Annotated in this window: 21 protein-coding genes; 8 read left to right on the top strand and 13 right to left on the bottom strand. The window is 36.1% G+C overall.

Annotation, left to right across the window (positions count from 1 at the left end):
- Nucleotides 1-62: 62 nt before the first annotated feature.
- From DRF57_RS16645 to tssO, 7 genes are all read right to left on the bottom strand, one after another.
- Nucleotides 63-1,520, bottom strand: a complete 1,458-nt coding sequence (locus tag DRF57_RS16645; protein WP_115919712.1) for a reprolysin-like metallopeptidase — start codon at nucleotides 1,518-1,520, stop codon at nucleotides 63-65.
- 2 nt (nucleotides 1,521-1,522) lie between these two features.
- Nucleotides 1,523-3,448 carry a type VI secretion system Vgr family protein gene (locus DRF57_RS16640; protein ID WP_115919710.1) on the bottom strand — a complete coding sequence of 642 codons (1,926 nt, stop codon included), beginning with the start codon at nucleotides 3,446-3,448 and terminating at the stop codon, nucleotides 1,523-1,525.
- A gap of 175 nt (nucleotides 3,449-3,623) precedes the next feature.
- On the bottom strand, nucleotides 3,624-4,031 hold the full coding sequence (tssD, locus tag DRF57_RS16635) for a type VI secretion system tube protein TssD (protein ID WP_047494621.1): 408 nt from the start codon (nucleotides 4,029-4,031) through the stop codon (nucleotides 3,624-3,626).
- 517 nt (nucleotides 4,032-4,548) lie between these two features.
- Nucleotides 4,549-6,954 carry a type VI secretion system protein TssR domain-containing protein gene (gene tssR / locus DRF57_RS16630; RefSeq protein ID WP_047494626.1) on the bottom strand — a complete coding sequence of 802 codons (2,406 nt, stop codon included), beginning with the start codon at nucleotides 6,952-6,954 and terminating at the stop codon, nucleotides 4,549-4,551.
- Between the two features lie 48 nt (nucleotides 6,955-7,002).
- A complete protein-coding gene (locus tag DRF57_RS16625; protein ID WP_047494628.1) occupies nucleotides 7,003-7,914 on the bottom strand; it encodes a PKD domain-containing protein in 912 nt (303 codons plus the stop codon).
- 51 nt (nucleotides 7,915-7,965) lie between these two features.
- On the bottom strand, nucleotides 7,966-8,490 hold the full coding sequence (locus DRF57_RS16620; protein WP_047494630.1) for a type VI secretion system transmembrane protein TssO: 525 nt from the start codon (nucleotides 8,488-8,490) through the stop codon (nucleotides 7,966-7,968).
- A 12-nt stretch (nucleotides 8,491-8,502) separates the two neighbouring features.
- A complete protein-coding gene (tssO, locus tag DRF57_RS16615; protein WP_084086647.1) occupies nucleotides 8,503-9,039 on the bottom strand; it encodes a type VI secretion system TssO in 537 nt (178 codons plus the stop codon).
- Nucleotides 9,040-9,218: 179 nt separating this feature from the next.
- Between tssO and DRF57_RS16610 the strand changes: the two genes are divergently transcribed.
- The 7 genes from DRF57_RS16610 (at nucleotide 9,219) to DRF57_RS24180 (ending at nucleotide 16,809) form a co-directional block, all read left to right on the top strand.
- Nucleotides 9,219-9,890, top strand: coding sequence for a response regulator transcription factor (locus tag DRF57_RS16610; RefSeq protein WP_047494635.1), 672 nt, complete (start codon nucleotides 9,219-9,221; stop codon nucleotides 9,888-9,890).
- A 250-nt stretch (nucleotides 9,891-10,140) separates the two neighbouring features.
- Nucleotides 10,141-10,431, top strand: coding sequence for an HU family DNA-binding protein (locus tag DRF57_RS16605; protein WP_002984212.1), 291 nt, complete (start codon nucleotides 10,141-10,143; stop codon nucleotides 10,429-10,431).
- A gap of 367 nt (nucleotides 10,432-10,798) precedes the next feature.
- Nucleotides 10,799-12,358, top strand: coding sequence for an Rne/Rng family ribonuclease (locus DRF57_RS16600; protein ID WP_115919708.1), 1,560 nt, complete (start codon nucleotides 10,799-10,801; stop codon nucleotides 12,356-12,358).
- Nucleotides 12,359-12,431: 73 nt separating this feature from the next.
- Nucleotides 12,432-13,862: a T9SS type A sorting domain-containing protein gene (locus tag DRF57_RS16595; RefSeq protein WP_115919706.1), complete on the top strand. Its 1,431-nt coding sequence runs from the start codon at nucleotides 12,432-12,434 to the stop codon at nucleotides 13,860-13,862.
- Nucleotides 13,863-13,930: 68 nt separating this feature from the next.
- Nucleotides 13,931-15,361, top strand: coding sequence for a T9SS type A sorting domain-containing protein (locus DRF57_RS16590; protein ID WP_115919704.1), 1,431 nt, complete (start codon nucleotides 13,931-13,933; stop codon nucleotides 15,359-15,361).
- A gap of 99 nt (nucleotides 15,362-15,460) precedes the next feature.
- The gene (locus DRF57_RS16585; protein ID WP_047494646.1) at nucleotides 15,461-15,931 is read left to right on the top strand and encodes an OsmC family protein; all 471 of its coding nucleotides are present in this window, start codon (nucleotides 15,461-15,463) and stop codon (nucleotides 15,929-15,931) included.
- Nucleotides 15,932-16,158: 227 nt separating this feature from the next.
- Nucleotides 16,159-16,809, top strand: a complete 651-nt coding sequence (locus tag DRF57_RS24180; protein ID WP_262484697.1) for a response regulator transcription factor — start codon at nucleotides 16,159-16,161, stop codon at nucleotides 16,807-16,809.
- Nucleotides 16,810-17,010: 201 nt separating this feature from the next.
- On the opposite strand, the gene DRF57_RS16575 is transcribed toward DRF57_RS24180, so the two are convergent.
- The 6 genes from DRF57_RS16575 to DRF57_RS16550 all read right to left on the bottom strand — a co-directional run bounded on the left by DRF57_RS16575 (nucleotide 17,011) and on the right by DRF57_RS16550 (nucleotide 22,473).
- Complete coding sequence (locus DRF57_RS16575) at nucleotides 17,011-18,522, bottom strand: carboxypeptidase-like regulatory domain-containing protein (protein ID WP_115919702.1); 1,512 nt, start codon at nucleotides 18,520-18,522, stop codon at nucleotides 17,011-17,013.
- A gap of 11 nt (nucleotides 18,523-18,533) precedes the next feature.
- Nucleotides 18,534-19,898: a CsgG/HfaB family protein gene (locus tag DRF57_RS16570; RefSeq protein ID WP_115919700.1), complete on the bottom strand. Its 1,365-nt coding sequence runs from the start codon at nucleotides 19,896-19,898 to the stop codon at nucleotides 18,534-18,536.
- 24 nt (nucleotides 19,899-19,922) lie between these two features.
- The gene (locus DRF57_RS16565) at nucleotides 19,923-20,333 is read right to left on the bottom strand and encodes a curli production assembly/transport component CsgF (protein ID WP_047494654.1); all 411 of its coding nucleotides are present in this window, start codon (nucleotides 20,331-20,333) and stop codon (nucleotides 19,923-19,925) included.
- Between the two features lie 11 nt (nucleotides 20,334-20,344).
- Nucleotides 20,345-21,079: a curli production assembly/transport protein CsgE gene (locus DRF57_RS16560; RefSeq protein ID WP_228450431.1), complete on the bottom strand. Its 735-nt coding sequence runs from the start codon at nucleotides 21,077-21,079 to the stop codon at nucleotides 20,345-20,347.
- Between the two features lie 7 nt (nucleotides 21,080-21,086).
- Nucleotides 21,087-21,479: a hypothetical protein gene (locus DRF57_RS16555; RefSeq protein WP_228450430.1), complete on the bottom strand. Its 393-nt coding sequence runs from the start codon at nucleotides 21,477-21,479 to the stop codon at nucleotides 21,087-21,089.
- Nucleotides 21,480-21,654: 175 nt separating this feature from the next.
- Nucleotides 21,655-22,473, bottom strand: a complete 819-nt coding sequence (locus DRF57_RS16550) for a hypothetical protein (RefSeq protein WP_115919696.1) — start codon at nucleotides 22,471-22,473, stop codon at nucleotides 21,655-21,657.
- A 348-nt stretch (nucleotides 22,474-22,821) separates the two neighbouring features.
- Here DRF57_RS16550 and DRF57_RS16545 point away from each other — a divergent pair, with 348 nt between their 5' ends.
- Nucleotides 22,822-23,451 (top strand): NUDIX hydrolase, encoded by a 630-nt coding sequence (locus DRF57_RS16545; RefSeq protein WP_047494663.1) that lies wholly within the window; start codon nucleotides 22,822-22,824, stop codon nucleotides 23,449-23,451.
- Nucleotides 23,452-23,453: the final 2 nt, after the last annotated feature.

Raw genomic sequence — 23,453 nt, 5'->3', positions numbered from 1 at the left:
TGTGATTTGCAAGAAAGGATTATTAGTAAACTTAAAAAAAACATTATTTTTTTCATAAAATTCTATTTTGTATTATCATTGGCTATAATCCACTGCCACTTCCAAAGGCTGTAACGTGTTTCCGGAATGTGATGGGAATAGTCCATAATATTTTCTGTTTTGGCATATTCATAAGTAAATTGTGCTTTTGCATCAGCCTCTGAATTGGTAAAACTATGAGGTAATGCAAAACTATGCAGAAACTCATGAGCAGCCGTTTGATCATTTTTTGAAGGAAATAATACAACAAACTTGCCGGAACTATATCCATTAAGCCCCTTAACATTTCCTGATGCATCAACAAAACCTCCATTTTCACCTAAATAAATAGCGACATAGTATTTGTTATATTTTGTTTCAGGAATATTATTACTTTTTAAGTTTTCTTTCACTTTATTGTAAGCATAGTTTTGTAGTGCAACAAATCCGGAAGGAGCATTGCCAGCAGGCTCATAATAAGCTGCTATTTTCCCTCCAATCACATATCTACCTCCAATCTGAAAATGAGCATCACCAGACACATCTACAGTTTCGGTTTCTACATCTGCTTCTATAAGTGCTTGTCTCAAGTAACTTTCAAATAATTCCTTTTGACCAGTAGAATTCCCTGCCTTTTTACCATTTATATCGGTTTCTAAATTAATAATAAGTATTTTTGATTTTTTCCTTTTAGCAGCATGATTAGCCCAAACGTTTAATCTTCCCGCTACTTCAGAAACTTCAAGACCAGCACTGTCTTTCTTAACGGCAACCACTTCTATAATTTGATCATCTGAAAATTCTTCCAGACATTCTATAGTTACAAAATCTTTAAGATCATGTTTACCTTTTGTTTTAGGTGTAATCTCCATGGGAGAAATTTTGAAAAGTTTATTTTCTTTAAATCTTAAAGTATCCGGTTCCTCATCAACTTCAATATTCAGGCTTAAAATAGCTTTGGTATTTTTAAAATTGGAAGCGGTAAGCTGGTTTGTTTTAGTATCTTTAATTTGTGAAGGATAAAGTGATAGCCAGGAGCAGTAATAATTTTCAAGCGTACCATCCGCTTTTTTCTTCCACGGAATACTGTATACACCATATACCTGCTTTAGCTTAGAATATAAAGTAGGAGCCTTTTTAAAACTTCCATCATATTCATTAATATCTCTTTCTAATGTGGCATAAGTGGCATCTGTATATTGCTTCGCTACAATATCTTCATAATTAACATCACCAAAATTGGATGTTTCACCTAATCTCATCCAGTCAAAACCATATTCTTCACCTTTCCATCCATTTTTACTACGAAAATGTACAACACATTTTGCTTTTATTTCTGGAGGAGGAGGATCATTTGGTGTACCATGACTCACCCCTTTTTTATCACCTTTTTCTGTAAACCATTTAAAGGCACGCGAAATAATATTCTCCTGAGAATACATATTGTGGTCTTCATGAGAGATTTTATTATAAGTACCTCTTACAATTCTTGTTCGGCTCATGATTAATGTGCTTTAGATTTCTCCCCACTATTATTTTGTACTTCCTTCTGTGCATGTTTATTAATCGAAGCATTAGAACTTATGTTCATTTCTTTTTCAGAAATCTCATTCCGTCCTTTCTTTGTTTCACTGTGCACATCTCCTTCAATAATTTCAGTCAGTTTTCCCGTAATAAATGTACTTGCATCACCCATTACGGAAGTCAGCTTCATTGCTCCCACACTTTCTGTATTATTCAGGCCAATACTGTCCGATTTATTCATCCCTACCGTTGTACTCATGCTTTCAATCACATTGATATTCATATTCTTACAATTCAGGGTCATGGTTTCCGGTGCGGTAATATTGATATTGCTTCCTGTAGTATCCAGATGAATCTCATTTCCGCTCTTATCCGTGATAATGATGCTTTCATCTTCTGTAAAGACTATTCTGTGGCCGCTTCTGGTTTGGATCGATTTTACACGGTTATCTGCTCCGCCTCCAAGGCCTATTCCTCCATGGAACATTCCCCCCATAACGAATGGTCTATCGGGGTGGCTGTGAACAAAATTAACCATTACCTGGTCTCCTACTTCAGGAATGGCTACATATCCCCGGTTTTGAGTAATCTGATCAGTTCCTCCCGCATCAGGACTCATCATTCTTATAAAATGAGTCGTGTCATTCATCTGCCAGTCGAATCTTACCTGAACCCTTCCCTGACCTTCAGGGTCGGCATTGGAAATGACTGTGGCAATCTGAGGTTGTGCGGCAGGCACTGTAAACTCCGGTTTCGGCAGGAAGCCTGTATCGGCAGCTATAGATTCAAAACTGCCGGTGTAATGTCCAATGGTATCAATTTCATGTACTGCTTCTGTTACCATCACTTTGGTAAAATATGAGGTTTCATTGCTATCCGGTCTTCTCATATGGATATCTACCACGCAGCCGGGGTGCAGAAAAGGGACAGTTGTAGATCCTGAGACTGAAAATACACTTACGGCTTCACTTCCGGAGGTGCTTTTTTGGGAATTTTCTACATCCAAATGGGTAGATGCCTTTATAGGAGCTACCTGAAGAGCAGGAGTTTTATAAATTTTTTCGTTGTGACTGTATGCTGTTTTGGCAAGATCTCCCACATGGGCAACGGGCGTATCACCAGAAGTCAGTTTTTCATTTTTACTGCTGTTGTAGCCATAGTATTGCGGCTTGGTATGTACCGCTTTCAATTCTACTTTAATGTTATCGGCATTGCTTCCGTAAATCAGTTTGATCGGTTTATTCTGTGGTGGAAGTTTTCCAAAGTGCAAAACTTCTCCGTCATAGTAAAACTGTTCGCCGTAAGCTTCTGCCATTCTTGCCAGGTAGTTGTAATGGGTTTCATCATATTGGCTGCTGTAGATAATCTGGGAGTAATCGTTGGTATCAATTCTTATATCAAAACGCTCTTTATCAATCCCTTGTTTGATGACATCTGCCGCAATGATTCCCATATTAACGGACTGGCCTCCACCAAAACTTTGGATATGGGGAGCTCCATCCAATAATATAGTGGGACTATACCCGGACAATACAATATTTCCGAGGCTCATTTTATCCTGGCTGAAACCTACTTTGGTAATAATTCCCACAAAATTTCTTTCGGGGCTTTTATCTATATCTTTATAGGAAATAACTGCTGTGAGGCGTTTTCCCAAAAATTTATTAGCTTCTTCAAGGGTATGATTCTGCTGTTCTTCCAATGCATCATGGGCAAGGATAAGAGTAAATTCATGATGATGATCTGCCCTTTGTTTAAGAGTGAAATGTTTATAGTATTTTATCATTTTACCTTCCACAACCAAGGATAACTTTACTAACCGATTGATCCCTGCATGATGGTTTTCGGATATGGCATCCGCATTTTGTGACGGACGGAAGGAAGATCCGTTTAAGTCAGTTCTCATATGTATTTTGTGTTTGTGTTTGTTTAAAGATAATAATATTTAACGAAATAGTCATTCAATATATCCTATGGAAGTGATAAAAATAAATCCTCGTTAACGCTTTATCTTAGAAAAAAAAGACCGTCTTTGATAAGGACAGTCTTTTTTCGTATGAATGTGTGATAATGTGTCAATTTTAACTGCTTGGCCAAAGTCCAGCATACTGAGAAGTACCGTAGTCGATTGTTTCAGCACTTACTACGAAACTGATCAACATACTGTTGCTGTCAATAGCATCAAATTCTACCTGGTGTTGGATAACATATCCGTTTTGCCAGTTTAAAGTAATCAATGTTCCTTCTTCGTGAGATTTGTTGAATGTAATCTCTCCTACTGTAGGTTTGTACTTACCATTCAATAAACTTTCAAGAATATCAGACTTTTCAGTAGCTTCTACTGTAACCTTAATTAATGCGTTAGAAGGATCTGATGCTACACGTCCAGATACATCGGTAGATCTGGATACACTATATTTCATTTTTAATAGCTTTTGTCCTTCTCCTCCATTGAATTTTAAGATTCCTCTCGAATTTCTTTCTGCCATGATTTGTAAATTTTAATCGTTAATAATATTTTGTGATTCGGTGATTGTTTAGCAAATATAGAGGGTCTTTTTTTCTAAAAAAAACTTTTGAATGTAAATCTGAGAAATTGTAGTAGTTCTACGATTTTGTGTAGTAATTCTACGACATTAGATTTATCAACACACAGATAACTCCCTCCAGTAAAAGGATTTAAGTAATTTACATTTTTTCAGTAAAAAAGCAATTTTCCACTTAAAAGAGAAATAAAAGTCTTTTCAAGACATAAAATTTAAATTTTGAAGCTCTAAAATGAACCTCTCAATTTGTTTTTTATGTTTGATTAAGAATTATGAATCAATATTTAAATCTTAGTTCGATGTGTCCATACATTCTAATAGGTGCTGCCATTTGCTATAAACGTTCAAGCAAAAATTCCTATTCAAACTTAAGTATATACCATATCTCGGCTCTCTTCCTCCCCCAAACAAAAAAAGCAGAAGTATAACTCCTGCTTTTAATAGTATAAAATATAAACAATTAATGTTTAGTGTATTCCGGCTGTTCTGTTGGAATTCTGGTAGGTGTAAAGTACTCATTAAGCCAATAGAATGTCTGTCCGTTCTGCTGAATCTTCACCGCAGGATTATTCCTGTTGGCAAGCATTCTGTCTGCAAGATCTTTATAGTGATGGAAATAATTCTTCACCGTTTCATTAGGAACAATTTTAGATTTCCTCCAACCTTTAAGCTTATATTTAGCCATCAGTTCTTCTTCTGTAAGATCAAAACCGGTACTCATTCCAATTGCATAAGACATAGGCTGCTCATAAAGAGCTCCTTTGTCAAGGAATTTTATCGTTGGGTTATATTTCTTCAGAAGTTTTACATATTCTTTAATGGCTTTTGCCTGGTTAAACCCTGGTTTATCAGCTTCTGTATTTCTATAGACTTCGGTATAGAAAGCTTTCAGATTGTCATATTCCGCTTCAGAAATAAGGATTCCTTTTTCGATGACCGGTGTAAACTCTTTTAAATCTTTCGGGATATATCCTTTTACCAGGAACGGACTTCCATAGTTGATCAGCTGGGCTGCAATTCCTGCAGAAACAGGATTGGTAAGTCCCGGATACAGATATTTATATTTCAGGTCAACATCTGTTTTCCCTGCTCCTACGGAAGAATGGAAATATTCGTTAAGCGATTGATCAATGGCCAAATTATCGGCAGTTACCTGAGAAATCAGGCTATCCACAGATTTTTTCAGGTATCCCGGAGTTGCAACATCTCCTTTTTTAGGGAAAATAACATACCCCTGAGACATACTCTGCTTAGGATAAGCCAATGAGAAAAATCCTTCATCCCCTTCTACAAGGCTGAAATTATTCTTAGTCAGAACATCATATTGATTGATGATCTTTTGTTTTTTAAGCTCTGCAATATTTTTCGCCGTATTGGTTACAATATTTTCGGCCATCAATACAAAGTCATTATAAGTATCTGATGATCTTGCGCTCGTCTGGAACATAATCAGTCTTGCCTGAGCCTGGGTAAGGGAACTGATTACACTGTACATATTTCCGCTTTGGTTAGCAGAAGTTCCTACAGTCACTACAATATTCGTTTCATCCGGAACGTTTGAAAGAAGGTTTCCTGCAGCCGTAAGCGCTTCTCCTACCGGTTGATAGCCACTGTTGCTGTTACAGTTCATTTCATTCGTTTTTTCAGTAATGAATGTAGTGATTTTACTGTAGTCTGCACTTAAGTTTGAAACTGAAGTATTGTTTCCACAAGGGTTATTTTTATATAAAACCACTCCATACTTAACGTTACTGAAATAAGATGGTTTTTCAAATCTAAGCTGTAAATCCTGTAATAATGATTTTACAATAGGTGCGTAGGGTGCATTCGGTGCGCTTACATCCAATGCAAAAACAATATTGATATTTTTGTCCCTTTCTGTAATTTCCCTGTAACGGTCAAAATAAATAGGTTCCCCTAACACATTGTAAACAAAGTTTTTACTGTAATCTAGAATATTGGTGAAATATTTTGTTTTGATATCCGGAGTCGGAGCTTCATCCAAAGGCAGATTCACCGGATAAATATTTTCCAAAGGTGATCTTTTGTTGATATCTGAAATAAAAATAGCCGTTTTGTTAGTGGCATCTGATGCTGATCCACCCGGATAGCCTTCGTGTATCCCTAGTTCAGAATCATTAATTCCGGTTGTATTTTTCAACTTTATAGCAGAACGTTCTCCCCATGTAGAGATCACGTTAGAACTCACCCATCCGTAAAGACCTGTACTGATACTGTCTATATCAAGAGAAGGTTTTTTACCTACCAAAAATCTTTTATTATTCTCAGCCTGCTTGTACACGTATACCATCTGTCCGTTAGGAATCTTTACGTTGGCCGTTTCAATAAGACTTGGAGAATTAAATACAATGATAGAGTCATTCTTATAGTATCTTTCTGCACTTCTGATCACCTCGCTGTTATTAGGCACTACGGCTACTCTTACAGGATATCCTGTCTTTTCACTTTTTAAAGAATTATTCCATAATAAAAGGTCAGATTCAGGAATCCAGCCATACGTCTTAATAGACTTTGATGAAACTTTTTTCATTAAAGCATCCGGAACGTATTCGGCCACCTTTACCATTCCGTCTCTATGTTTTAAAACCATTAAAGGTTCTAAAAATTTAACTTCTTTATATGACTTTTCGTCATTTTTATCTAAATACGCTGTATTTCTTGACCGGTCTGAAATCACAATCCATGGAACAGATTTCTTGGGGTATCCATTGACAACAGTAGAGTTATCTACCTTTCCATACTGAGATGGTTCGGGAGTTTTCTTTGACGGAAGCTTTACCTGGCAACTCGTCAACAATACTGAAAGTCCTATATAATATGCTGCTAGAGGAAATTTATTTCTCATCCTATTTTATCTTTTTATGATTGGCGCATCCGGCAGTGCCGGACGGTATTATTTGCTTTGGTTTATATCTACTTTAGTTACACAGTTTTGTGTATCATCTAAATTCACCTTTACGGTTTGGATCACAGTATTTTTGTCAAACTGAAGACCTGCACAGTACATATAGAAGTTATTTACTTTGCTGTCATTTACTTTTACCACTGTGTTTTCATTGTTACACAGGTAAGTTTTCAACAAGTAGTTGTAGTGCATATTGAAACTGTTCCCGTTGGCAATCTGCTGTAAGTGATATTTAAAATCATTATCCACCTTAGCGTATGAATCTTCTACAGAAACTTCATCCTCTGCCAGAGAGTTATAAGCAGGAATAATTTTGATATTGTGATAGATAGGCTCCTGAGTTTCTTCGTTGTATAAAGTCACCAGATAGTCACCCGGCTTTTTATAAGCATAAATTGCCAGCTTATCTTTCGAATCTATATTTCCTGTTTCACCAAATTTCCACGCAAACTTTTTAGCTTCAGAAACGGCACGAAATTGCACGTTTTCATTTTGCATCGCCTGTATAGGGGCCTCAATGGTTGATTTGATTTTTGAGGTATCTTTGGCCTTCTGCAGGCTTCTTGCGGCCACCATTACAGGGAAAGATTTCGTATACTTGTTGTCAACGATTAAGCTTACCTGATAATACCCCGGTCTGTTGTAGAAGTGAATACCACTATTTTTGTCAGAGGTTGTACCGTCTCCAAAATTCCATCTTTTGGTTTTTGCAAATTGGGTTTTATCTTCAAATAGAAGTGTATCTCCCACAGACAATGAGGACGGATAAACCACCCCAACAATATCATCCGCAGAATGAATCACCTTTTTCTGCAGCCATAGTGCAACCAGTGCTGCTATGAGCAATGTTGCGATAACACCAATGATAATGTTCTTTTTGTTCTTTTGAAAATAATTCATAGTTAATAATTGTGATGTGTTCTGTTTAAGTTCCTAATATTTTATTTCAGACTATTGAGTTCGTGCTTTCAGTGCGCTTTCACGCTCATAGAGTCTATTCTGTTTATCTTTAAAGCCAATTCTGCAGTCTTCAACCTGTTTTTCAAATCTCTTGATATCTTCTGTAGTCGTTGAAACCACTTTTTTATCTTCAAAATACATTTTGTAAAACTTGGCAATTTGTGGGTAAGCATCTTTTCGGATATCAGAAATATCATAGTTGCTAAAGTAGCTGTTCAAATCGTTAATACCTACCTGAATATTATTTTCCACAAAAGGCTGTGGGGCTTCGTCTGTAAGTTTGGTGATCATTGTGTAAGTGCTGTCCATGATCGGTAACACAATCTTTTGGTGCTGTTCAAATTCTGCTTTCTGCTCAAGGTTCTGAATACCTCTTACATCTTCATCAGAAAACGGAGATTCAAATCCTTTTAAAAAGATAATTCCCAGAAAAATCATAGACATCACAAGCATCAGTATTAAATAAAAAAACTGATAATGCCTTTCCTTTTTAGATAATGTAATTTGTCCTTGCATTGTTTTTCTTTTTTATTTTCTTCTTTTACTTCCCGTGAAATTTCTTGTAGGGTCTTTTCTGAGCTCGTTATTGGCTCTTACCGTTTTGCCCATGCATTCTTCAAGGTCCCTGAAGACTATTTTCTTTTTGTATTCTACCTCAATGATCTTACTTTTTAAGTTCATGATAGATCCAATCTGCTTCATCAAGACAGCATAATGCTTAAGGCTTCCGGCACTATCTTTACTCATGATATTTTTGGCATCCCTTACATTATCCATAATACTGGTTCTGAGAAATACATCATTCTCCACCTTGTTTATATTAAGCTGGGACATCTGGTCGTAAATAATATCAACGTGATTTTTCAGTACATCACTTCTTTGCATCAGTTCCTTATAGGCATCAGCTTCCTTACTGATTCCCTCTCTTTGCATATCATAACTCTTAAAGAAGAGAAATAAACACGCAAAAGAAACCACAGACAAAACAGCAAAAGATAGAATAAACTTCCAAATGCCCGTTCTGACGTCAGATTTGTTCAATTTTTTTTCCCGATTTGAAGACATAATTTGCGATTTGTTTGGCCTGTGAAAGTATAAAAAAAAAATTTTATGTACAATACGTATTTTCCCTCAGCAAATTTCGTGAAAACCCGGATTAACCTAATATTAATTTTCTCTTTGATAAGTTTTTCCTAAATTAGGCCTCTGAATTTCAAATATCATTTGCCAAATCGATATTAAGAATGAGTAAAATATTATCTAATACCGTGCGCTTTTCTATAGCTGACAGCGATTTTTATTTTAAAAAAATAATGATCAAAACGCTTATGGAAAACCCTTTCTATATGCTTCTGAACGACTGTAATAACGGCCATGAGCTGGTAAACAGAATCTACAGAAGACAGGAAGACGTGTTCATCATAGAGCTCTTTATGCCGGTATTAAGCGGAATTGAAGCTATAAAATATATCAGGAAAAGTAATACGGAAACCCCTATTGTCACTTATTCCGGGACCTTTCAGGAAGATATGGCCGAAATTCTTGCAAAGATTCCCAATACGTATTACTGTCAAAAGAAAAGCAATACGATAAAGGATATCATTAAAGGAACTATTGCTTCAGATGAGTTTGATTATCATACTTATTCTAAAGAATGGGAACAGCAGCCCCTTGCCGTACAGGAATACATGGACAGGCAGAAAAAAAGCCAGGAAGAACTTTCTCCGGCAGAAATACAGCTGATGAGATTCTGCTATGAAGGATACAGCAATAAGGAAATTGCAGAGAAACTGAATTTAAGCACAAGAACTATTGACACTTATATCAACAGGCTTACAGAAAAGCTGGGATTGAAAACCAAGCTTCATCTCATCCGTTTTTGTGTAGAAAACGGATATTATAATTCCAGTATGTAAAAAAAGTTTGAATAATTACAGGACGTCAAAGAGGAGTTATTATTGAACCGGTTGAACACGGTTCTTTTTCACTTTAACCATTGTTATACGGCTATATTATAAATTCATTAAATGATCATAACTCTGCCTTAATATAGTGTTTACAATAAAAACTCAACGATCAGAACAAAAATATTTCGCCACTAATTTGCTAGTATTCAATTTTTTTAACTAAATTTGCACACCTAAAATTTAAAATTAAAATAAGGAAATGACAAAGGCAGAATTGGTAAACACCATCTCAAATAAGTTGGGAACAGAAAAGAATGAAACACAGAAAGTTGTAGAAGCTTTTATGCAGGAGATCAGAACTTCTATGTATAATGGGGATAACGTTTATCTAAGAGGTTTTGGATCTTTCATCATTAAAACAAGAGCTGCTAAAACAGGAAGAAATATTTCTAAAAACACTGCAATTGAGATTCCTGCTCATAACATTCCTGCTTTCAAACCATCAAAATCTTTTGTGGAGAAAGTAAAAACTAAAGTCGCAGTAAAATAAGAACATTAACTGAATATTAACTAGTTACTAAAAAATTAAAATTATGCCAAGCGGAAAGAAAAGAAAAAGACACAAGGTTGCAACACACAAGAGAAAGAAAAGAAGAAGAGCAAACAGACATAAGAAAAAATAATCTCTTCTTCTCGAGATTTACAATATAATAATATAGTTGGTGGTTTTAAATTTTAAGACTCACCGACTATATTTTTATTTACAACTATAAGATTCCGCGGAAGACAGCCGGTTTCAAATATTATTTTAATAAAAATATAATGGTTTTCATTCTAAATCCTTATATTTATATTTATGAATTAACAGAGACACCAGCCAATTTCCTATAATCTTAACAATTTTATCTAATAACAAAATGAAGAAAGAACTAATAGTTTCGCATGAAGATGATCTTACAAAGATTGCACTGCTGGAAGACGGAAGACTATGTGAACTTCATGAGCAAGAGGACAAAAGCGATTTTATAGTTGGAGATCTGTTTATAGGAAAAGTAAAAAAACTGGCACCTAACCTGAATGCCGCATTCGTTAATATCGGATATGACAAGGATGCTTTTCTGCATTATCAGGATCTGGGCCCACAATATCTTACATACAGAAAGTTTTTAAAAGATACTATTTCTAAAAAACAAAGCGCTTCAAGCTTAAAAAATTTCGAGATACAACCCGAAATAGACAAAAACGGAACAGTAGACAAAGTAATTGCAAAAGACGATTTGGTTCTTCTGCAGATCACTAAAGAACCCATTTCCACAAAAGGCCCCAGGATTTCTACCCAGGTCTCTCTTACCGGAAGATTTTTGGTTCTGATTCCTTTCGACAATAAAGTTTCCATTTCCAAGAAAATAAGAAGTTTTGAGGAAAAAGAAAGACTGAGAACCCTCATTGACAGTATCAAACCTGAAGGATTTGGGGTTATTATCAGAACAGTGGCCGAAGGAAAAAAAGTAGCTGACCTCCATAATGATATGAATCAACTGATTCAAAAATGGGAAAGCACTTTTAAAAACATCCAGAAAAATAAAGTTCCGTCAAAAGTTTTAAGCGAAGAAGATAAAGCTTCCGCTATTTTAAGAGACAATTTCAATCAGGATTTCGTCAGTATTATCTGTGATGATGAGCAGATGGTCCATGAGATGACCAATTATGTTGAAGTAATTGCTCCCGAAAGAAAAAATATTGTCCAGTTTTATGACTCTCATATTCCACTTCTGGAATATTACAATGTTGAAAAACAGCTTAAACAAAGCTTCGGTAAACACGTCAACATTCCAAGCTCAAAAGGAGCATACCTTGTTATTGAACACACAGAAGCACTCCATGTTGTGGATGTCAATTCCGGAAACAACATTACTACCGGAGCCGCTGTCAATAAGGAACATGCCCTAAAAGTGAACAAAATGGCAGCCACAGAGATTGCCAGACAGCTACGTCTTCGAGACATGGGAGGTATTATTGTCATCGACTTCATCGATATGCCTAATGCCGACCACAGAAGAGATCTTTACGAACATCTTAAAGAGGAGATGAAGCGTGACAAAGCACGCCACAAAATCTTACCTCCAAGTAAATTTGGACTGATCCAGATTACCAGACAGAGAAACCGTCCGGAAAAACAGATCGAAACCAAAGAGGAAAACCCTAATAAAGACGGAGAAATTGTAGCTCCTATTGTTATTGTGGAAAGAATGGGTGAAACCATCAGAACCATTATGCAAAAAGAAAAGGGTAAACTTTACCTCCATGTACATCCATTCGTAGAAGCTTACCTTACTAAAGGAATCAAAAGCATCCAGATGAAATGGTTTATAAAGTACAAAAAATGGGTAACCATTATCCCAAGGGATTCTTTTAAATATTTAGAATACAGAATTTACAATTCAAAAAAAGAAGAATTGATAGGACATTCTAATTAAATCAAAACAAAATTCAAACCTTCAGCTATGCTGGAGGTTTTTTTACTACATTTACACCAAATTTATTTACACAATGAAAAAAAGTTTATTTCTTGTATTCATTCTGACTATTCAGAGTGTGTATTCTCAGATCGTTTCTTATGATAATAACTTTGCTGTAAACGGAAAATATGCTATTACAGCTGGCGCCAATGCCAATTATCTCACCAAAATTCTTCAGCATACTGACGAAAGCATTTACTTCACATACGCCAGAGACAATACTGTTTTAAACAGTCCGGAATGCGTGGTATCAAAACTTCATCCCAATGGAACCCTTGATTCTACTTTCGGAAATAATGGAGAAACTGTGATTAGCAACTATTTTACAGCTGTGGACAGTCAATTAACTCAACAAACAGACGGCAAACTTTTAATCTATGGTTTTAATACCGACGGATCCGTCATTACAAGGCTGCTGCCCAACGGCCAGGTTGACACTACGTTTGGAGTAAATGGGGTTGCAAAAATCACCAATGTTTTTACAGATTTCAATGGATACGGCTATGGTTTATATGTGCAAAATAATAAGATCATTATATATGGATTATCCACTGACGGACCTTCCAATTTTTATAAAATAATTTACAGATTGAACAACAATGGAAGTATTGACAACACATTTGGTAATAACGGTTCTATCAAAACAACTGGGAATTTTGTATTTCTAGACAGTCAATCAAATATCATCAGCCTGATTAGTGATCATAGCCATACGAATGCAAATACCCTATACCCTAACGGAGGATTGGAAAAATATACCTCAGATGGACAGCCTTTAACAAGCTTTGGAAATAACGGAACTTTGGCTTTCAACACTTATCCTGGAATGGTAGGAAATGCTCTCATAGATAGCAATAACAATATTATCTGCTATAATATGAATAACGAAATTTTTAGGATTAGCGCTAACGGGGCTTATGATACCTCTTTTGCATTTGACAGTGCTAACGCCTATCCTTTTGCAATCATCAGCTTATCTTCTGTAATGGAAAAAAACAACAGTTATTATATTGCAGGGCAGACAGGAGCAATGGGAGAGACTTTTTTCATTTCCAAACTGACACCTTCAGGAACTGTAGACCCCGTTTTTAATTATTACTCCGAAACTACCCCAACTTCAGAAGGAATTGGTGATATGATTATTAATAACAATTCGATCATTGCAGGAAGAGGAACTCATATTTTGAAATTTTTATTAAGTAATTCAACATTAGGAACCTCTGCCAAAGTAACGGAAACCAATCTTCCTTTATTTTCATTTGAAAATCCTGTTCAGCAGAATTTGATTTATCATACAAAAGAAAGAGTACAGTCCATAGAAATATATGCTTTAAATGGTAAGCTTATCAAAAATATAGAAAGTAACAACACCCGTATTTCTGAGGTCCCAAAAGGAGTTTATATGGCAAAAGTTGTCTTTGAAAATGGAAAGACAACCACAAAGAAGCTGATCAAAAACTAATACATATTTCTAAAATGTTTGTTTAAAACAGACACTTTTCATTTCTCATTAAAAACTAAAAAACTACAATGACAAAAAAATTATTTCTCGTGCTGCTTCTGGCGGCACAGGCTGCTTTTGCACAAATCATCTCTAAAGATCCAACATTTGCTTCGAACGGTGTCGCTGAAATCCCCAGCTACTCTATGAGTAACTCGTATCAAATGGTTCAAAATTCTAATGGAGAAATTTATTTTACTTATAATGTGGACGTTGCCACGGGAGTCACTCACGGATTTGTATCCAAGCTTACCCCTAATGGACTCCTGGATCAATCTTTTGGAAACAATGGAACGGTTAAGCTAGCTTCCGAACCATTCATGAACCAAATCAAGCTACAGGCAGATGGAAAATTATTAATTTTCGGTTTATGGGGCAATGCTCAAATAGTAAGAATGCTCCCTACCGGTCAGCTAGATCCTACCTTTGGTACAAATGGTATATCACCGGAAATATATGCCGATCATGATGATTTCTATAATTCTTATGAATTTATTCTGCAGAATGAAAAAATAATTGTGCATGGCATCAGGAGAGATCAAAATCCACATCATGCAATCTACAGACTGAACTCCAATGGAAGTATAGATCAGACTTTTGGTAGCAACGGTTATGTATCCACACAGGGAAACATTACCGGCAGAACATTTGTGCTTATTGATAATCAATCTAATATTATCAGTTTCAGTGACAATATCGGCGTTATTGAAAAATTTGACTCCAACGGACATCCTATGACAAGTTTTGGAAATAATGGAGTGGCACAAATTAACATTAATGGCTTCGCTGTAGGGAATGTTAGTGCTGCAATGATGGACACTAATAATAGAATTCTTTTCTCAACAAATGAGAATCATGATATTTTCAGAATAAACCCGAACGGAACCCTTGATACCACATTTAATTACGACTTATATACCAGTCTGGGATTAAGTGCAGGGCCGGATATTTTTAGTATAAATGAAAAAAACGGATCTTATTACGTTGGAGGAAATGCTGGAAACACATTATTTAGTACTAATTATTTCATTTCAAAACTTAATCAAAATGGGTCTATAAATTCCACGTTCAACTATTATATAGAACCCAATTTTGCTGATCCTCCCTATCTTACTCCCCCTTTCTCAGGAATAGCAGAAATGATTGTGAATAACAATAATATTATCGTAAAAGGGAATAATTATATTGTAAAATACCTGCTTAATAGCGCTACACTATCGACAACAGATATTACAAAAACTGATTCTGATATTTCTTTTGAAAATCCAATTAAAGAAAGCTTAATCTACCATACAAAAGAAAAAGTACAATCGATAGAAATATATACTTTAGATGGTAAACTTATAAAAAATATAGAAAGTAACAATACCCGTATTTCTGAGGTACCAAAAGGAGTTTATATGGCAAAAGTTGTCTTTGAAAATGGAAAAATATCTGTAAAAAAACTTATAAAGGATTAATTCCCCTTTTAAAATCTTTTCAGGTTGATAAAAGTATTTACTTACAGGCTAAGTAAATACTTTTTTGTTTTTTAAGCTTAAACAAAATAAATTTACATTATGAATAAAGAACACCACTACAAAACCATCATCCAATGGACCGGAAATAAAGGAACCGGAACCAGCGGCTACAGAGATTACGAAAGAAGTCATACGATTTCTGCAGAAAACAAACCTGATATTGAAGGTTCATCCGATCCTTCTTTCCGGGGAGATAAAAAGAAATATAACCCGGAAGAAATATTTTTGTCTTCGCTTTCCTCATGTCATATGCTTTGGTATCTTCATTTTTGTTCCGAAGCAGGCGTTATTGTCATAGACTACACGGACGAAGCTACGGGAATAATGGCAGAAACCTCCAATGGTAGTGGACATTTCACCGAAGTAACCCTATATCCTACAGTGATTGTAGCTGAAGAATCTATGATTGAAAAGGCAGCACAGCTCCATCATAAAGCCAATGAATATTGCTTTATTGCCAATTCTGTTAATTTCCCTGTAAAACATATCCCCACAACGTTGATTAAATAATTTTATCATTAAAAAAAAACACTCAACAAACCATTATAAACATTAAGTTTTAACAACAATAACTCTAAAATATACAACTAAAATTCATCAAAAAGAGATTTATTTATCAAATAATCAATAAAAAATAAAATTTTTTACACATAAATTCATTAAAAAGCGTAAATATTTATCAATTTTACTTAAAATGTGATTTTTTATTTATATTTTTATATAAATAAAACAAAACCATGATGAAACCCAGATTAACCATTTTTGATGAGCCCATGCTGTATACGGAAGGACTCTCAAAACTGCTTATGCAGAGTAAAATTTTTAACACGATTGACATCTGTAATTCTTTAGAAACCCTTTCCAGGCACTTAAAAGATCAACCTCCCGAAATTCTGGTAATGAGTTCCAACATCCTTATGTTTACTGAACTTTATAAATCTATAGAAGATATTACCCATGAATATAATGGTATAAAAATCATTATTATAGGAAACTGCTATGATGTAATTGATATCCGAAAGCTTTTCAATAAAGGGATTAAAAGCTATCTCGACAAAAACTGTAAATATGATGAATTCCTGAAATCCATCAACGCTCTTCTGCTAAACGAGATCTACATCTGTGATCACGCCAAAGAAAGAATGATCAGCTTTATCAGCAATGAACAGGAAAAGCGGAATCTTCATATGAAAGATCCCCTTACCCGTCGTGAAATGGAAATTCTAAAACTCATTTGTGACGGTTACAGCAGTAAAGACATTTCTGAAAAACTCTTCATTAGCATCAATACGGTAGAGACACACCGGAAAAGAATCCTTTTGAAATTGAACGTAAAAAACTCTGTAGGAATTGTAAAATACGCATTAGAAAATCATATCATCGACTAAGCCATAACCAATTATCATTAACCAAAAACTTCCAAGCCTTTCGGTTTGGAAATTTTATTTACGATCATGAATTTCTAATGACCAGTGCTTATGAAAATTCAGCAATAAAGGTTGGAAAACTTAGAGCTAAGACCTGTGATGGAAAACAGAAATCTTAGCTCATACACTTTAAACCCTGTTTTTCACCTTTACAGCTATTCATTACTCATAATCCGGCATTTCACCATTAGTAAAGAGAGAGGTTCGTGAAAGATCTGTCATACTGCTGTTCAGATCAATGACCATAACATTTTTCAACGAGATATTATCATTGGAGGTATTCATAAAGATCACCTGTGCATTATTCGGTGAGAATCTTGGATCGAGATCATTGGTTCCCATAGGTTTCTCGCTCGCATCAGAAATATCGTACACCATGTCATTGACGAGGTTGTAGATAAAAATATGAGAATCAAGCTGACGGTAGTTTCCGCTTCCATCCTGATATCCCGAAATATCCCGGGTAAACAGGAGAAGCTGACCATCTACCGAAAAATTCAGTCCTCCACTTGCTCCTGCTGATCCTGAAACAATGGTTTTAAGAGTATTTCCGGTCATGTCAATAATGTAGATTTTTGTATTGTAGCCATTGTAATCATTGGTTTTCAATGCAATTTTGCTTCCGTCATAGCTCCAGTCGCACTCGGAGATCATACTTCCATCCGGAGTGGTATACACCAGATTCAATCCACTCCCGTCCTTATTGATCCGGTAGAGTTTATTAAAGTTTGAATAAATAATTTCCTGACCATTGGTACTCCAGGCAAAATCCATTTCATAATTATTAAAACCCGCTGCCGCAACAGTTGTTACCTTAAACGGATTGGAACCATCAGGATTTGCTGTATAAATATGGGTACTTCCACCTTCCGTACGTAGAAAGGCAATGAGACCGGCGTTATTATTTTTCCTTGGCCGCCAGCTGTTATAAGAAGCACTGGTAAACTGAAAATTATTCCCTTGTGCATCACTTGATATGATTACAAAATTACCATTCTGTTTCTGTACATAATGATATCTGTTGGCAGGAACCGTATTGGTCGTAAATTTACCTATTGAGCTTAAAACTGGCTGGTGAATGTCGTCCGAAACAGACACCTGCCAGAAGTAACTTACACCAAACTTCAGATTTGACAGCGAATAATGATTAGCTGTCAAATCATTAACCTGAATCACATTAGTGTCAAGATTATTTTTAATTGTTAAACTATATTTTAAAACATCTGCCGTATCGGGATCTGTGGCACTCCAGGTCAGCTCCACACTTAAAGGCTGATTGACCGCATTGTCTATCGGACTTAGCAATTGCGGTGCTGTAGGTGGCGAATTCAGAGATGTATCATCATTCATTTCAAACACCACTGTTACCACCTGATTCTGGTTCTGTATATTAACCGCCTGAAAGCTTGTCAGGTATCCGGAAAGTTCTGCTTTTACAGAATAATTACCAATGGGCATTGCATTAATTTCAAAAGAACCGTCTGTACCGCTAAAAACAGTCTGTGTGGTAGGGTTTGTGAAGATTTTCACGTTAGCAAGAGGTACATTACTTCCCCTTTTTACTACTTTTCCTTTTAAGATTCCCGTCTGAGCCTGTTCTACAAGATCTTCATTGCATGAAAACAGACAAAAAGCAAGGATGAATATGCTGAGTATTTTTATTAAAGTTTTCATAGTTTAGATTTTTATTTGTTTCCAAAATAGAAGTTGATTCCCAATGCAAAGCGCAAAGACTGGTCTTTTCTTTTTCCATTTACAAGCCCTTCCCAGTTATCTTTAAAACCGAGATCGTACTGTGCGGAAGCTCTCAGGGAGATATTATGGTCAATCATATACTCGAGTCCGCCGCCAAACTGCCCTTTATACTGAGGTTTGTATTTTGAATACATGGCTCCTGCGCCTCCGTAAACATATGGACTGAATTTATATTTGGGAAAAAGCAGAAATTCGAGATTCACCTCGGGACCGAAATAGTTTCTTTTCACAATATTCTCATTCTCCAGTGTAAAATAACTACCATTGACTTCAATGTTAAAATTAGGGTTGAGAAAATATTTAAAGCCCACTTTTCCTCCAATATTCATTTTGGGATTCACATAATCATCTTTAACCTTTTGTGCTTCAACATTTGCAAATACAGCGACTTTCTGTCTATAATTTTCAGGAAATCTATTGCCCACTACCCTTCCTTTGTTCTGATCCTGTTCTCTGTTATATTCATTGATTAAAGATTGGTAAGCAGATGTATTTTCTGCTGCTTTTCCCCATATTTTATCTCTCACCCCTTCAACAATCAGAGATTTCACCGCTTTTTCAATGGCTTCAGTCACCGCAAGCTGAACGGGTTCGTTCTGGGTAAGTCCTACTTCAGCCTCAAGAAGCCTTTCCGTATCAATATATCTGAAAAAGCTCCCGTTTATACTTGTTGAAAGAATCGTTTTGGAAGTATAGACTGTTTTAAGAATCTCCCCATTAAGGGTAGAAACAGCACGCAGGTAAATGGTAATCCTGTCCTGACGGTATTGGGTAGAAGCCCCGATTCCGAAATATCTCGCACCAAGCCCTCCCGTCATAATATTACTGTCATAGGAAATCACACCCCCTTCGAGAAGAATGCCCGCGTATAAAAGTGGGGGTAATGCCTGGTTATTTTTATCAGCATCTTTCATATATTCCTGTCTGGTGGAACGGATGATCTGCCTTTCATTGAGAAGATTTGCAATATTTTCCCTTTCAATAGGGATAAACCAACGGCTGTCTTCCAATGCTTTAATAAGGATGGTTGTAGTACCCTGCGGCACTGCCGTACTCCAGTTATTCCCATTTTCAGAAGGTTTATACTGACCGGTCTGGTCTCTGAATTTGTAGACTCCTATGACTATTTTTTCACTAGGCAAAGGAAGGTTTTTCAGTTCTGTAGTAGAAGTCGTGGTCTCTCCCATCGTTGATTTCTCGGGATCCGATGGCAAACCAAAGATCGAGCTGCAAGCCTGCAATATACATAGCAGCAATGTACAGAAAAAAATTCTGGTGTAAGTGTAAGTTCTCATGATAAGTCTGGTTTTTAGTTATGGCTATTTCGGAATCACGATCTCGGACTGATCGCCTGTACTGGTATCCAAAATATTAATCAAAAGTCCCTGATTGGTCGTTGTAATCTGAAGGTAAAGTGATCCGAAAAGATAATCTCCGGGCTTTATTCCTCCATCTCCGAACTGATCTTCAAACAGTTTTCTGGAAAGTTCACTTAGTATCTGGCGGTTGAGGCTCTGACTGAAACTGTCCAGTGAATTCAAATTATCAAGAAGACTTTTATAATCATCTTTTTCATCAAATTGATTTTGTGCATTGGCGGAGCTTAGAAGCCACTGATAATTAAAGGTATCTCCTCCGAAAGCCGGATTCACAGGTTTATAGACAAGTTGCTGAGATTTTCCGTAAAAAATACCCGCAATAAAGGTCAAAATAATGATACACGTTTTCATGGCGAATGTTTTTAGTAGATGAATTCATTTTTAATAAGGTTTTTCTTTACATTAAATTCTTTAATATATTTTAAACTGGCAGCGAGCTGCTCTTTTAAATAGTCTTCACTTGGATTGGTCATAAAGCTGTAAACAATCTTATCTTCAATCTGGATATTGATCTGACCGCTTGTTCCCCGAAGAGGAAGCTCTGAAATAGTGACGGCCCCACTGCTTTTATCCGGAAGCTGGCTGTACTGCATATAGAAAAGGTCATAAAAATCCTTTCCTACTTTAGTTTTGGTTTCATCAATCGTAAGTCCTTTAAGTTCGAAAACCGCATCCTCTTCTATTTTAGCCGCTTTTCTTTTAAAAAAAGTATTGTTAATTTCCAAGCTGTCTTTGGCTATTAGATTTTGGTTTTCCTCGTCCCTGATATAGAGGAAAGCTTTCAGGGCATCTTTTGGTTCAAGATTTACACTGATTTCAGATAAAATTTTTACTTCATTGGGATTAACAGAAAATTTACCGCTTTGTTTGTTATTGGAAAGGTTTCCATCACTGTTCTTTTTGATGGATACCAGAAGATAATTCAGCTCCTTGTAGACCGCTGTATTGTTCATGACAACAGCTTTCAGTTTGATCTGATTTTCAAGGAGACTATTTTCAAGCCTTGCAATTACTTTTTTATCATCCTGCCCATAAATCATCACAGACAGGAAGATAAAAAAAGTGTTCAGGCTCATCGAGTATAAAATTTTCATCATTTGTGTTTTAATAATTTCTCATGAAAACAGTTTTATTATCTCCTTTCATATTGATCTGCATTCCTTCCGAAATACTGTTACTCCCTGTAACATCAATAATGTTATTATTTCCCTGGGTAGTAATGCCTGCCTTTGTTTCCTTATCTGTAAAGGAATTGATGAAGTACAGTGTATTATAGTCTCCCAGTTGTTTTACTGCTATACTAGTCCTGGCATTAAGAGAAAGTTCAGCATTATTGAAATCACCGATTTGGATGATATGAGACAGATCCTGATCCATATTCTGCATGGTTATCATATTAAAGATTGTATTACTATTGATCTTATCCCAGTCTGTATTTTGCGCATGCAGGGGCAACATCGTAAAAAGAAGTAATACTCCCCATTGTAAATTAAGCATGACATTAGTTTTTATTATTAAAGGTACATTAATAGAGAATCGGGAAAAACACACCTGGCAGGTATTGATATAAAATCACGGTTTACCGGTATATTTGTCTTGAAATAAAAAAAGGAGAAACCCTGCAGTCTCTCCTTCACAATTTCTAAGATTTACAGTATTGTTACTAAAGGCCTTAGTTTGATTGAGTGATTACCATTGAATTACTGTTTCCTATCTGAGTTCCTACATGAATGTGAGAATCACCGCTTTGAGCCACCCAGGTAAAGTTACCGTTACCCAACTGAACATCTATCGCTGTGTTGGAATCTCCTAACTGAAATTGGTATAATTGATTACTGTTTCCGACCTGTAATCCCATAGAGGTGTTATCATTTCCCATCTGAACAGATCCTGCAATATTATTATTACCTGCCTGAGTATGAGTAGCACTGTTATCATTACCATCCTGGTATTGTACCAAAAGGTTAGCATTTCCTACCTGAAGACCATCAGCATTATTTCTTCTTCCTAATTGAGTCTGAGCAGCTATATTACCTGTTCCTATCTGGATCATCGAAGCATCATTTCGTCTTCCGTCCTGATATTGAACAACCGCATTACCCACACCAAGCTGTACTGAAGAAACACTATTTCTTCTTCCAATCTGAGTTTGATCTGTAGAATTTAATATTCCAAGTTGCCAGGTTACTGCAGAGTTTCTGTTTCCCTGTTGAAGCACATCATTAGAGTTTCCCAAGCCTATCTGATCAACATCAATAGAGTTTCTGTTACCAATACTTTGTGCTGTATTCACATTCAAAACTCCTACCTGATCAATGTCTGCTGTATTACGGTTTCCATTCTGTGTTAAAGAATTAATGTTCAGAAGACCTGTCTGGTCCACGGTAGCAGTATTTAAGTTTCCAATCTGTGCAGTCACATCAATATTAGATTGCGCAAAGCCGAAACTCATGGCCAATAGTGTAAAGACACCTGTAAGTAAATTTTTCATTTTGGTAAAAATTAATTGGTTAATAGTAAGACAAAGGTAACCTGTGCCCCAAAGTGAAAAACCACCATCAAAGTGTAAATTTCAAAAATCATGGTTTCCGGTTTTGAAAGTCACCATTTATGGTTTTCCCTGTATCACTGGTTTCGGTTACGGGAAAATACGGTAGCAATATGGGGCAGCTGGTCATGATTACTCCACTTTGCTTGTGAATCTTCCCCAAACCCTATTCATCATTCACTTTGCGAAGTAAAAAATCCACTCTTGACAGTTCTATCACTAAAAGAATCAACATAGGTTAATTATTGTTAAGCCCTTTAATTCTTCGAGATATATTGTTAAATTTGGACTATGGAAAATTTTGGAAAAGATTTATTAAGGAAAATAACGAATGTAGAGCTGCCTGGTGAGCATGCACACGGGGTATTCTCACCCCCTTACCGTCCTGTTTTCACCTACGATGAAGTGCTGGCAAAGAATCCCAAATTTGCCGCAGTAAATATTGTATTGTATTTAAAAGACAATGAATGGTATTTTCCTCTGATCCAAAGAACGATTAATGAGCATGACAGACATAGTGGCCAGATTTCACTGCCTGGCGGAAAACGTGAGGAAATGGATCAGGATTTTGCGGAAACAGCCATTAGAGAAACCTCTGAAGAAATTGGAATAGATAAACATTACCTGAGAGTGATCAGGGAAATGTCCCCTATCTACATTCCGCCAAGTAACTTTTATGTGTATCCCTACATTTCATACACTAAAAAGAATCCACTTTTTGTTCTTCAGCAAAGCGAAGCTGTGGAAACAATTGAATTTCCTATCACCTCTTTTCTAAATCTGTCTGACACCCCGGAAATGATGGCTCTTCCCAGTGCGGGAGGGCATGAGGTTCCTGTGATTAATTTCAACGGATATATTATCTGGGGCGCTACAGCGATGATATTAAGTGAATTCAGCCAGTTGCTGAAAAATATGTAACT

The sequence above is a fragment of the Chryseobacterium rhizosphaerae genome (assembly GCF_003385455.1).
GTDB lineage: Bacteria > Bacteroidota > Bacteroidia > Flavobacteriales > Weeksellaceae > Chryseobacterium > Chryseobacterium rhizosphaerae.
The sequence above is the reverse complement of the archived record's forward strand: the minus strand, read 5'-3'. Positions and strand labels throughout refer to the sequence as shown.